11 protein-coding genes, 1 tRNA gene and 2 pseudogenes are annotated in these 11,995 nt (G+C 67.5%); 11 read left to right on the plus strand and 3 right to left on the minus strand.

The window, feature by feature from the left end:
• Positions 1-115 precede the first annotated feature (115 nt).
• Positions 116-463, minus strand: a complete 348-nt coding sequence (locus K6K41_RS21275) for a restriction endonuclease (protein WP_261402163.1) — start codon at positions 461-463, stop codon at positions 116-118.
• A gap of 176 nt (positions 464-639) precedes the next feature.
• Between K6K41_RS21275 and K6K41_RS21280 the strand changes: the two are divergent.
• The 3 genes and pseudogenes from K6K41_RS21280 (at position 640) to K6K41_RS21290 (ending at position 6,091) form a co-directional block, all read left to right on the plus strand.
• Positions 640-1,389 (plus strand): annotated as a pseudogene (locus K6K41_RS21280) (ImuA family protein).
• A complete protein-coding gene (locus K6K41_RS21285) occupies positions 1,304-2,824 on the plus strand; it encodes a Y-family DNA polymerase (protein ID WP_261402164.1) in 1,521 nt (506 codons plus the stop codon). The pseudogene K6K41_RS21280 and the gene K6K41_RS21285 overlap by 86 nt, the downstream one beginning before the upstream one ends.
• Positions 2,821-6,091, plus strand: a pseudogene (locus K6K41_RS21290) (error-prone DNA polymerase). Before K6K41_RS21285 ends, K6K41_RS21290 begins: the two are co-directional and overlap by 4 nt.
• Before the next feature lie 21 nt (positions 6,092-6,112).
• On the opposite strand, the gene K6K41_RS21295 reads toward K6K41_RS21290, so the two are convergent.
• Positions 6,113-6,433, minus strand: coding sequence for a hypothetical protein (locus K6K41_RS21295; protein ID WP_261402165.1), 321 nt, complete (start codon positions 6,431-6,433; stop codon positions 6,113-6,115).
• A gap of 95 nt (positions 6,434-6,528) precedes the next feature.
• Between K6K41_RS21295 and K6K41_RS21300 the strand changes: the two genes are divergently transcribed.
• From K6K41_RS21300 to K6K41_RS21330, 7 genes are all read left to right on the plus strand, one after another.
• The gene (locus K6K41_RS21300) at positions 6,529-7,266 is read left to right on the plus strand and encodes an SOS response-associated peptidase (RefSeq protein WP_261402166.1); all 738 of its coding nucleotides are present in this window, start codon (positions 6,529-6,531) and stop codon (positions 7,264-7,266) included.
• Positions 7,267-7,412: 146 nt separating this feature from the next.
• Positions 7,413-7,679, plus strand: a complete 267-nt coding sequence (locus tag K6K41_RS21305) for a helix-turn-helix domain-containing protein (protein ID WP_261402167.1) — start codon at positions 7,413-7,415, stop codon at positions 7,677-7,679.
• Between the two features lie 505 nt (positions 7,680-8,184).
• Entirely contained in the window at positions 8,185-8,637 is a 453-nt protein-coding gene (locus K6K41_RS21310) for a hypothetical protein (RefSeq protein WP_261402168.1), read from the plus strand.
• 36 nt (positions 8,638-8,673) lie between these two features.
• Entirely contained in the window at positions 8,674-9,084 is a 411-nt protein-coding gene (locus K6K41_RS21315; RefSeq protein WP_261402169.1) for a hypothetical protein, read from the plus strand.
• On the plus strand, positions 9,056-9,598 hold the full coding sequence (locus tag K6K41_RS21320) for a hypothetical protein (RefSeq protein ID WP_261402170.1): 543 nt from the start codon (positions 9,056-9,058) through the stop codon (positions 9,596-9,598). The genes K6K41_RS21315 and K6K41_RS21320 overlap by 29 nt, the downstream gene beginning before the upstream one ends.
• A complete protein-coding gene (locus tag K6K41_RS21325; protein ID WP_261402171.1) occupies positions 9,571-11,031 on the plus strand; it encodes an AAA family ATPase in 1,461 nt (486 codons plus the stop codon). The genes K6K41_RS21320 and K6K41_RS21325 overlap by 28 nt, the downstream gene beginning before the upstream one ends.
• Positions 11,031-11,309, plus strand: coding sequence for a DUF6634 family protein (locus tag K6K41_RS21330; protein WP_261402172.1), 279 nt, complete (start codon positions 11,031-11,033; stop codon positions 11,307-11,309). Before K6K41_RS21325 ends, K6K41_RS21330 begins: the two co-directional genes overlap by 1 nt.
• Before the next feature lie 266 nt (positions 11,310-11,575).
• On the opposite strand, the gene K6K41_RS21335 is transcribed toward K6K41_RS21330, so the two are convergent.
• Positions 11,576-11,649 (minus strand) — tRNA-Gly (locus K6K41_RS21335).
• Between the two features lie 139 nt (positions 11,650-11,788).
• On the opposite strand from K6K41_RS21335, the gene K6K41_RS21340 reads away from it, so the two are divergent.
• Positions 11,789-11,992, plus strand: a complete 204-nt coding sequence (locus tag K6K41_RS21340) for a hypothetical protein (RefSeq protein ID WP_261402173.1) — start codon at positions 11,789-11,791, stop codon at positions 11,990-11,992.
• The last annotated feature ends 3 nt before the right edge of the window (positions 11,993-11,995 follow it).

The raw sequence follows: 11,995 nt of genomic DNA on the forward strand, positions 1-11,995 counted from the left end.
CGAGCGCGACCTGAATTGAACGATGTAGATGGTCGACGGCGGCGCTGCGCGAGCCGAGATTGGCAAATATGCATGCGGGATCGCCCGCTGGACCATGCCGTTCCGCAGGTGCGAGCTAGCGGCGCGCCTTCGCCCGTCGTGTGGGGGCATGAAAATCGTCCGGCTTCGTGCGCACCCAGACGATGAACGCCGCGATCTCGGGCTCTGCCCGGAGCGCTTCGATATCCGACAGCCGACGCTCGAGCTCCTTCTCGGAAAACAGCGCGTGGATGACGTTGTGGCAGATTTGGTGGAGCAGGACCTTCGGCCCAAACGTGCCGCCGCGCGATTTCGGGACCAGGTGGTGCTCGGACTGTCGCGCTGTCGGCGGGACCAGTCGCTGGCAGAGCGCGCAGCGCGGCGCCTCGTCGGCAGCGGTCTCAATTTTTTCGAGCTCCGCCTGAATGCGTTTTGCGCGGCTCATGGATCCTTTCGGACGTTCAATGTCCCTGGATTTCGGAAGCCAGCGAGCTAGCGCGTCCGCCATCGGATTGAGGCCCGCGGTGGGCTCTTCAGTCCACGGCATCTTGACTCCAACGTAACGGAATTAGAACAAAGAGCGAACAATGATGCCGCTCGACTTCGGAGGAAAACGACCGCGTGCAGCCGCAGCCTGCAATCGACGCTCTCCGCGCGCAGATCGAACGGATCGAAGGCCGTTCGAAGCGCGCGAGATCGGCGCTCCCGTTCGGGATCGCTGAGGTCGATTCTCGTCTTCCTGGAGGAGGCCTCGCGTTTGGTGCACTCCATGAGGTCGCCGGCGGCGGCAATGGCGCCATCGATGGCGCAGCGGCAGCGCTGTTTAGCGCAGGAATCGCGGCTCGCACGAGGGGCAAGGTCCTCTGGTGCGTCACGCGGCCAGACCTGTTCGCGCCGGCGATCGCGCAGGCGGGGCTCATCGCGGACCGGGTGATCTATGTCGAGGCCGGCGACGACAAGACTGTTCTGGCCTGCATGAGGAGGGGCTTCGCCATGGCGGCCTGGGAGCCGTGATCGGGGAGCTCGCCCGGCTCGCCATGACCGCGTCGCGGCGATTGCAGCTTGCAGCCGAAGGCACAGGCTCGATCGGCATCGCTGCGCCGTTGGCGGCGGCAGGCGGAAGCGATGGATTTCGGGCAGCCGACCGCGGCGACCAGGTGGCGGATCTCGGTCGTGCCCTCGGCGCCGCTGCCGCCGGTCCCAGGCGTTGGGCGCCATCGCTGGCTTGTCGAACTGATCCGGGCCCGGGCGGGCGAAAGCGCTGATTTCGAACTGGAGGCGTGCGATGGCACGGGTCGTCTCGCTCTTCCTACCGAGCTGGTCCACCGACAGGGTTCGGCGCAAGGCCAGCGCCGCGGCGCCGTCAGCTGAGGCGCCGCTTGTCCTTATCGGCCGCGAGGGGAGCAGGCGGGCAGTCGCTGCTGTCGACGCCGCAGCTTACGGCGCCGGCCTGCGCGTCGGCATGGCCGCCACCAAGGCGCAGGCGCTGGTCCGGGACCTGATCGTTCAGGACGCAGATCCTGCGGCGGACGCCGAGGCGCTCGAGCGGCTCGCGATCTGGGCGCTGCGGTTTGCGCCGATCGTGGCGCCCGATCCGCCGAACGGCCTTGTGATCGACACGACCGGCGCCGATCACCTCCATGGCGGCGAGGCGGCGATGCTCGAGACGCTGGTCGGGCGCCTTGCGATCGCTGGCGCGCACGCGCGCGCCGCCGTCGCCGATACATGGGGCGCCGCGCATGCGATCGCGCGCCATGTCGAGCGGCCGATCGCGATCGCGCGCGCGCGGCATGGCTCCGCGGCATTCGCCGAACTCCCGCTCGAAGCCCTGAGAATCCAGCCATCCACTGCGACCGCGCTGCGGACGCTCGGCTTCCAGAGCATTGGCGATCTGCTCGCGCAACCGCGCGCGCCGCTCGCGCTTCGTTTCGGCCCGGAGCTTGGCCGCCGCATCGATCAGGCGCTCGGAGACGCCGCCGAGCCGATCGAACCGATCCGGCCGCGCGGCCTGATCGAGGTCCGGCGCGCCTTCGCTGAACCGATCGGCGCCGCAGAGACCATCGCGCGCTACGTCGGCAAGCTCGTGAACGAGCTCTGCGAGCGACTGGAGGAGCACGGGCTCGGCGCCCGCCGCCTCGATCTCATCTGCCGTCGTGTGGATAACGACGCCCAGGCTGTGCGCGTGGGAATGGCCATGCCTGTATGCGACGCAAAGCGGCTGACGCGGCTGCTCTGCGACAAGATCGAGACCATCGCGCCGGGCTTTGGCATCGAGCTGATGACGCTTGCCGCCACCGTGGCGGAGCCGCTTAAGCGCCAGCAGGTGGTGAGCTCACTGATTGAGGAGACGGTCGCCGACGTTTCCGATCTTGTCGACACGCTGATGAACCGCGTCGGCGAGCGCGCGATCTACCGGTTCGCTCCGGTCGCCAGTGACGTGCCCGAGCGATCGGTCTGCCGGGTGCCCGCCATGGCGGCGGACAGCGGCGCAGATTGGCCCGGACACTGGCCGCGGCCATCCCGGTTGCTCGCCCATCCCGAACCCGTGGAAACCGTCGCGCTGCTTCCTGATCATCCGCCGGTCTCCTTCACCTGGCGCGGCGTGCGCCGGCGTGTGCGGCGCGCCGATGGACCAGAACGGGTTTTCGGCGAGTGGTGGAAGCGCGACGCCGAGCTCGTCGCCGTCCGGGATTATTTTCGGGTCGAGGACGACGCTGGCGAGCGCTACTGGCTCTACCGGGCCGGCGATGGCGAGGACGCGGCGACCGGATCGCACCGCTGGTTTCTTCACGGCGTGTTCGGATGAGCGGCCCGCGATATGCCGAGCTCCAGGTCACCTCGCACTTCTCGTTTCTTCGCGGGGCGTCGTCCTGCGAGGAGCTGTTTGCTCAGGCCGCAGTCTGCGGGATCGAAGAGCTCGCGGTCGTCGACCGAAACTCGCTCGCAGGGATCGTCCGCGCCCATGAGGCGGCCAAGGTCACGGGCGTGCGGCTCGTCGTCGGTTGCCGGCTCGATCTCGTCGACGGCATGTCGGTGCTGGTCTATCCGACCGACCGGGCGGCCTATTCCCGGCTCTGCAGGCTCCTGTCCGTGGGTAAGAAAACGCGGCGGCAAGGCGAGGTGCCGGCTCGAGTGGCAGGACCTCGTCGCCTATAGCGAGGGGCTGCTCGCTGTCCTTGTTCCAGACCTCGCAGACGAGGAGTGCGCCTTTCGCCTTCGCCGGCTGCGCGACGCCTTCGGCGACCGCTCCTATCTCGCGCTAACCCTGCTCCGCCGTCCGAACGACCAGCTTCGGCTGCACGAGCTGTCGAACCTTGCGACCCGGATGCGCGTGGCGACCGTGGTCACCAACGACGTCCTGTTCCACGAGCCGTCGCGGCGCATGCTGCAGGACGTCGTCACCTGCATCCGGCACACCGTGACGATTGACGCGCTCGGTGAGCGGCGCGAGCGTCACGCCGATCGCTACGTGAAGCCTCCGGAAGAGATGCACCGGCTGTTCAGCCGCTATCCGGAGGCTCTCGCCCGCACGCTGCAGATCGTCGACCGCTGCCGCTTCAGCCTGGACGAGCTCGCTTACCAGTATCCCGAGGAACGCGACGACCCGACGCTGACGCCGCAGGAGACCCTGGCGGAGCTCACTTGGGCGGGAGCGGCCGAGCGCTATCCCGAAGGCCTGCCGGAGAGCGTCCGCGCAGCGCTTGAGCACGAGCTTACGCTGATCGAGAAGCTCAACTACGCGCCGTATTTTTTGACCGTCAATTCGATCGTCCGCTTCGCCCGGTCGAGGGACATCCTCTGCCAGGGCCGCGGCTCGGCGGCGAACTCCGCGGTCTGCTTCGTGCTCGGGATCACCTCGATCGACCCGGGCCGAAATGACCTCCTCTTTGAGCGCTTCGTCTCGGAGGAGCGCCGCGAGCCGCCGGACATTGACGTCGACTTCGAGCACGAACGGCGCGAGATCGTCATGCAGTGGGTGTTCGAGACCTACGGCCGCGACCACGCGGCGCTGTGCTCGACGGTCATCCGCTATCGCGCCAAGGGCGCGCTCCGCGATGTCGGCAAGGCGCTCGGACTGCCCGAGGACCTGATCGGCACGTTGTCGGGACAGCTCTGGTCCTGGTCGGATCAGGGCGTCGAGCAACGCCATGTCGAGGAGCTGAACCTCAACCTCGCGGACCGCCGGCTGCGTCTGACGCTTGACCTCGCACGCCAGCTCATGGGCGCGCCGCGGCACCTCAGCCAGCATCCGGGCGGCTTCGTGCTGACCCATGACCGCCTCGACGACCTCGTGCCGATCGAGCCGGCCGCCATGGCCGATCGGCAGGTCATCGAGTGGGACAAGGACGATATCGACGCGCTGAAGTTCATGAAGGTCGACGTGCTCGCGCTCGGCATGCTGACCTGCATGAAGAAGGGGCTGGATCTCCTCAGCCAGCACAAGGGCGCGACCTACGACCTCGCGACCATTCCGGCGGAGGATCCGCGCACCTACGCGATGATCCGCAAGGCCGACACGCTCGGTACCTTTCAGATCGAGAGCCGCGCGCAAATGTCGATGCTGCCGCGCCTCAAGCCGCGCACCTACTATGACCTCGTGGTCCAGGTCGCGATCGTCCGCCCTGGGCCGATCCAGGGCGACATGGTCCACCCATACCTGAGGCGGCGTGAGGGCCTCGAGCCGGTCCACTTCCCAAAGCCCGAGCTCGAGAAGGTTTTGGGCAAAACGCTCGGCGTCCCGCTGTTCCAGGAGCAGGCGATGCGGGTCGCGATCGAGTGCGCGGGCTTCACGCCGGGGGAAGCCGATTTGCTTCGCAAATCGATGGCGACCTTCAAATTTTCCGGCGGCGTGTCGAAGTTCAGGCAGAAGCTCGTCGACGGCATGGTGGCGAACGGCTACGAGGCCGAATTTGCCGAGCGGACGTTCAAGCAGCTCGAAGGCTTCGGCTCATACGGTTTTCCCGAGAGCCACGCGGCGTCCTTCGCGCTCATCGCCTACGCCTCGGCGTGGCTCAAATGCTGGCACCCGGACGTGTTCTGCGCCGCCCTGCTGAACAGCCAGCCAATGGGGTTCTATGCGCCCGCCCAGATCGTCCGGGACGCGCGCGACCATGGCGTCGAGATCCGGCCGGTCTGCGCCAACTCCTCGAGATGGGACTGCACGCTCGAGCCGACGAACGACGAGACCAGGTTTGCGGTTCGGCTCGGCTTACGCATGACCAAGGGATTGTCGAACGCCCATGCGGCCGCGATCGTCGCCGCGCGCGGCGACAGGCCGTTAGTGTCGATGGACGATCTCTGGCGTCGCGCTGGCGTGCCGGTGATGGCGCTGACTCAGATTGCCGAAGCCGACGGCTTCCGTCCGGCCTTCGGCCTTGCGCGCCGCGAAGCCCTTTGGGCGATCCGGGGTCTGCGCGACGAACCGCTTCCTTTGTTCGCCGCCGCTTCGGCGCGCGAAGATGAATTTGTGCCGGAAGTTGCGGAACCGGCCGTCGCCCTTCGGCCGATGACGGCCGGCGGCGAGGTCGTTGAGGACTACCGCCATGTCAGCCTGTCGCTACGCGCCCATCCCGTGGCGTTCCTGCGCCAGGAGCTGACGCGGAGGCGGATGGTGACGTGTCTCGAAGCCATGGAGGCGCGCGACCGGCGCTGGCTGGAGATCGCCGGCGTCGTGCTGGTCCGCCAGCGGCCTGGCAGCGCCAAGGGCGTGATGTTCATCACGCTCGAGGACGAGAGCGGGGTCGCCAATCTCGTGGTCTGGCCGAATGTGTTCGAGAAGAACCGCCGCACGATCCTGAGCGCCGGAATGATCGCGGTTTACGGCCGGGTTCAGCGCGAGGGCGAGGTCGTCCATCTGGTCGCCCAGCGTTTGACGAACCTGTCAGCGGAGCTTGCGAGCGTCGGCGAACGAGACGGGGCGTTTCCATTGCCGCACGGCAGAGGCGATGAAGTCCATCATGGCTCGACGCCGGATCCGCGCGGATCGCGGTCACAAGGGTTCACGCCGCGGGACATCTATGTCCGAGACCTCCACCTCGACACGATCAAGGTGAAGACACGGGACTTCCGGTAGGATCGCCTCAGAGGACGCTTATCATCGGTCGAGCCCGGCCCGTCGGCGCATGGCTTTCCAGTTGGTCCTGACCTCTTCGAGTCGACCGGCCGGCGCCGCGCATGGACCGGCCGCGGCGCGAAGCGCCTGATCGATCATCACCGTGTGACTGGCCTCGTCGGTCAGACCCATGGCGTCCGCCATTGCGGTCGCGACCTGCGCCGCAATGTCGGGCTCCTCGATGTCGCAGGCGACGGCCTGGCCGGCGACATAGCCGAGCTGTCGCAGCAACTGAACGTCGTCGGCCGCAAGGGCCACGACGCAAGGAGCGAGCATCAGAAGTAATGTCGCTGCGGTTCTCACCCGCGACCTCCGTGGCGGTTCATTGCTGAAGCATCTGGGGCACGACTGTTCCCGGCGGGCTAGCCCATCCGCGCGTCAGGCCGCAATGTACGGGCATGTGCAATCTTTACTCGCTCACCAAGGGACAGGCCGCGATCCGTGAGCTGACGCGCTCGATGGTCGACCGCACCGGCAACATGCCTCCGATGCCCGGGATCTTCCCGGACTATCCGGCGCCCATCGTGAGAAACAACGGCGGCGAGCGCGAGATCGCTCTGGTTCGGTGGGGCATGCCCTCATCGAAGAAGGCGCTCTTCGAAGCAGCCAAAAAGCGCGCCGCCGCGCTGCAGAAGAAGGGCAAGGCCGTCGACTTCGCCGAACTGCTTCGGATGGAGCCTGACGGCGGCACGACAAACATCCGCAATGTCTCGAGCGCGCATTGGAAACCGTGGCTTGGCGTTGAGAGCCGATGCGTCGTGCCCTTCACGAGCTTCAGCGAATATGAGCGTGGACCGGACGGCAAGTTCTCGCCGACCTGGTTCGCGATCGACGAGGGCCGTCCGCTCGCCGTCTTCGCGGGCCTTTGGACGACGTGGGCGGGCGTTCGCAAGATCAAGACCGGTTGGGAAGATGGCGTCGAGGTCTTCGGGTTCCTGACGACAGAGCCCAACGCCGTCGTCGCGCCGGTTCATCCCAAGGCCATGCCTGTGATCCTGACGGAACCGGATGAGATCGAGATCTGGCTGACGGCGCCATGGGACGAGGCGAAAACGCTTCAGCGGCCGCTGCCCGACGACAGGCTCGTCGTCGTCGCCAGGGGCGCGAGCCGGGATGGTCTGGCTCCGGCCGATTGATCACGCCCGGAAGGCGCGGAGAGGCTTCGCCTCCGTGACGTCGATCGCCAGACGTCTTGCGCCTCGTCCTCTCGTTCGCCAATGCCGGTCACGAATGTAACATTTAGACTGTCGTCAGCATCCTTCGGACCTCTTCCAGTGCCGTTGTGGAGCCCTTCGCCGCCGGCGCGTTGCGCGCGACTTTCGCCGAGAATGTTAAAAGGCGCCGCCAACGCCTTGGCTGGAGCCAGGAGAAGCTCGCCTTCGAGGCCGACCTACATCGCGTCTACATGAACCGGCTCGAGGCCCTGGGCCGCAACGTCACGCTCGACATGGTCGAGCGTCTGGCGCATGCGCTGGGCGTCGATCCGGTCGAGCTGCTGCTTCAGCCGCGCCAGCCTGCGCCGCCGTCGCCTGATCAGGCTAAATCCTGAAAGCATCGGCGCAGCCGCTTCCTCAATCCAGCCTGCAATCCATGTTTCTCAGGCAGTATTGAGGAACAAATTTCGCGTTTTCAGGAAATATCATTGGCCTGCGCTCGCGCGCGCGAAGGCGCGTGCTGCATACGGCACATAGATTAGACGTTCAAGAGAACGAAGAACCATGTCGCCGTGAGGTTCCGATGCAGGATGCCGTCTGAGGCGGTCTGATAGGGCGTCAGCAAAGCGGCGAAAGAGGGAGGATGAGATCTTGTGAAGCCGATTGACAAGTCGCCCAGATGTAGTCTATAAACTTCCATAAGCTGCAGGGTCCAACACGGCAGCACGGAGATGACAGGTCGGCGACTCTCAGAGTCCAGACCGCCCGGGCGACCAGCATCCGAGGTCGCCGTCGATCATTCGATAGTTGGGGAATGTCATGCGTGTTGTGCGTACCGGGTCCGCCCAGGAAAAGCGGCTCATTCACGAAAGCAAGGTGCTGAGCCGGAGGCTCAGGCGGATGGCGCGCGATATCGGAGCCGAAGGCTTCGCTCGCGACTCCGACGCCGAAAAGCTCAATCACGAACTCGGCTGCGACATCGTCGGCCTCATTGCGCTGAAGGTCAGGCTCGGGCTGCGCGCCGCCACGCTCCTCTGCGCTCCCGGTTGTTACTTCAATGAGGCCAGGCCCGACGTCCGCGAGCAGATCGACAGGCTCTCCCGGGCGCGCCGCGTCCAGGGCCGCCGCACGGTCATCGTGCCCAAGCACGCGGTCCTGGGCCGGATCCCCTTCGATCTGACGGGCGCGATCGAGGGACCCGTCGGGCAGGACCGCCGCGGCCTGACGCGTCTGCTGTCGGCAACGGGGCGCCGCGTCCGCGGCGCTGCGGATCCGCGCGGAGCGGATCTGGCCCGCGGCGGCGCCCCGAACCCGTGGTCGGAACGACGGTCGCCAAGACCGCCGCAGGCGTAGCCTGATGTCGCTCGTCGAGACCGCGTCGCCAGACAGATGACGGAGCCGGCGCCGCGACGTCGCGGCGCGCAGGTGATCCGGGGGTGTTTCCGCCGCAAGCGGGCGCCACGCCGCCATCCGCGCGCCTATCAGGACTGGCGTTTCGCCATCTCCTCGTCCGACGAGGGGCGTCGGCAGGCGCTTGGGCGCGCCCTCGAGCGCATCGCCCTTCACGACGACCCCCGCTGGCCGGCCGCGGCCGGCGGGGACGCCAGCGCCGCCATCGCGCTCACGCTTGGCCGGATCTGGACACGAGAGCTCGTGGACGTGCGCCGCGACCTCATTCTGTGCGCGCTGTGGCTCAGCGCCTCGGCCGGGGACCCGGCGTCGATCCTTTTGCTGCGCGTGATGCGAGAGCGGATCGCCGAGACGGATCCCGATGCGAGAAAAGTCAAAAGCCGAGCTTGAGGAAGACGCGCTGGCCGACGCCCCGGAACCGTTCGATCCGGTCGGCGTCGTCGCGACCGAAATCCTGCACGCCGCGCTCCCCAGATCCGTGCTCGTCGCGGTCAGGCGCGGCGAACCGAGGATCTTCGCGCTGGACGTCCCTGGTTCAGGTTGGTTGAGCCCGATCGCGACTGCGCTGAGAGGCCGTTTCGAAAACGCCGACGTCCGCATCCCGATCGACATGGTCTCGACGCCGGCCAAGGGCCGCAGCTCCACGATCGTGCACGGGCCGACCTTCCTCGTGCTCGGCGATCCCATGCGCCTGCCGCCTGAGCTCGTCGCCGGCGCCGACATACGGATTTCGGTCCGGCCGACCGCGCGTGCGCTGCGGCGCGCTTTGACCAGGCTCTATGGCAAGCGCGCCGTCGTCCGCCCAGCCGACTTCGCCGGGCTCGACGGCCCGGAGATTTTCGTGGCCCTGCGCCCCGGCTCGACCCGAGAGAGGTCGTGGCGCGCTGGCGCAGGATCGCCATGAGCCTGAGCGCGCCGGTCGCGGCCGACCGCACGCCGGTCCTGGAGGATCTTGCAGGTTATGGCGAGGCGAAGTCTCGTCTGCTCGCGATCGCCGAAGACATCCGCCGCGTGCGCGACGGAAAGCTTTCCGGCGCCGAGCTGCCGTCGCTTCTGCTGCATGGCAGGCCCGGAACCGGAAAGACCATGCTCGCGCGCTCGCTCTCTAAATCCGTCGGCCTGCCGCTCGTCCAGACCAGCATCGGCGACTGGTTCAGCGGCGAGCGCGCGCATTTGGGGACAGTCATCGGGCAGGCTCGCCAATTCTTCGAGCGCGCTGCGTCCGCCGCGCCCTGCATCGCCCTGATCGACGAGCTCGACGCGCTTCCCGACCGCATGCATCTGGAAGCCCGCGACCGCGAATGGTGGACCCCGATCATCACCATGGTGCTGCTCTCGATCGACCGGCTCCGCGCGACGAGCCGCGGCGTCGTGCTGATCGGGGCGACCAATCATTATCGTCATCTCGACGAGGCGCTGGTGCGGCCGGGTCGCTTCGACAACCATCTCGAGCTCTCCGGGCCGACCACCGAGCAGGACTTTGCCGAGATCCTTCGGCAGCACCTCAATAGCGCGCTGCCCGACGCGGACCTGTCGGGCGTCGCCAGAGCCGCCCTGGCGCGCGGCGCGACCGGCGCGGTGGTCGAATCCTGGGTCCGCGCGGCGCGCGAGCGCGCGCGCTCCAATGCGCGCGACCTGATTTTGGCCGACCTCGTGGAGCAGGCGACGCCGTCGCCCGACCGTTCGCCCGAAAAAGAGCTGGCGATCGCGCTTCACGAGGCGTCCCACGCCGTGGTCGGCCGGATCCTTGGCTTCAAGGTCCGCTCCGTCACGCTGGTCAGGCAGGGCGCCGTGGCCGGCAAGGCCTCCTTCACCGAGGACGACGCCCCGACCACCAAAGCCCAGATCGAATCCCATATCGTGTGCGGTCTCGCCGGCCGCGCCGGCGACGAACTTCTGAACGGTGCCGCAGAAGGCGGGGCGATCGGCGACCTGCACACGGCGACCGGCCTGGTCGCCGCCACTCATGCCGCCTACGGCCTGCAGGGGCGTCTAAGCTCTGTCGGTTCGATCGAGGACGCCGTCGTGGCGCTCAGGTTCGATCGCAGCCTCGCGGGCAAGGTCGAGGCCGACCTGCAGCGTCTGATGGGGGAGGCGCGCCGTCTGGTGGCGCTCCATCGAGGCGCGATCCAGTGCCTTGCGCGCACGCTCGTCGCAAACCGGGTCATCACGCAAACAGAGGTCGACGATGCGATCGCGGCGGATCCCGCCAGTCGCGCCGCGGCGGTCTGGGGCAGAATCGTCGAGCGCGTCACGGAAGGCGGGCAGGACAGCGACGGCGCCGGCGAGCAGCCCGATGCGCTCCAGGGTCCAGCCCTTCCGGAGGGCGGTCGCTGATGACCCCCGATCCGATGGACGAGACGATGCGGCGCCTGCGTCAGGCGTGCCAGGAGGCGCTCGCAAGCGAGCCGCTGCTCGATCGCTGGCTGCTCGATCGTTCGCTCGGGGTCCCGTGCCTCGTCGGCGTCGTCACCGGTCACCCGCTGTTCCCCGACGGGCGCTTCGTGCGCACCAGCCGGCTGCGCCGCCTCGAGCCCGAGGCCGGATGGGCCCAGACCCGCAACCGCTTCTACAGGCTCGGCCAGAGCCTCGACGACTGGCGGAAGCTGCAATGAGGCATTGCGACATCCAGTCCCTCAAACGGGCTCCGATTGATCAGGGATCAATGGAAGCGCCCGCGAGCCCGGCCGGCGCCGGCCGAAACTGCCTTTCCCTCAAGCCGCAGGCCGCCAATGAGGGATTGGCGATGTCGGTCGCCTACGCGATCAGGAAACAGGCGAAACGCCCGGCGAAGGCTGGTAAAAGCTGGTAACGGCAGAGCTGACGACGAAAACAGCCGAGGCGATGTCGTCTGAAAGCCAAGAGAATGTAAAGGAAAATCTGGAGCGGGCGAAGGGAATCGAACCCTCGTATGCAGCTTGGGAAGCTGCCGTTCTACCATTGAACTACGCCCGCGGCGGCGGCGAACATAGGCCGGGCCGCGCGCGCCGAAGCGCAAGGCGCACGCTTCCTCGTGATCGTCGGAACCGTCGACGCCGGCGCGCCGAGGGAGTAGGAAACGCCCGTCATCACCCGCCGCCAGGGAGCCGGCTCTATGGGCCTTGCAGGCCACGGCGCTGACCGGATCGAACCGTCCGCGGCCGCACGCCCGCCGGCGGCGCGGCTCTGGGCGGCGGGCGGCTGGGCGGCGTTCGCCGGAGGCGCGTTCGCGCTCGTCGCGGGCGTGGTCCTGTGGGCCTCGGAAGGCGCGCGCGTGTTCGTCGAGGCGGGGTTTTCCGCCATGCTGGCCTGTCTGTAACGG

Origin of the sequence: Chenggangzhangella methanolivorans, assembly GCF_019797865.1 — a bacterium.
GTDB lineage: Bacteria > Pseudomonadota > Alphaproteobacteria > Rhizobiales > Methylopilaceae > Methylopila > Methylopila methanolivorans.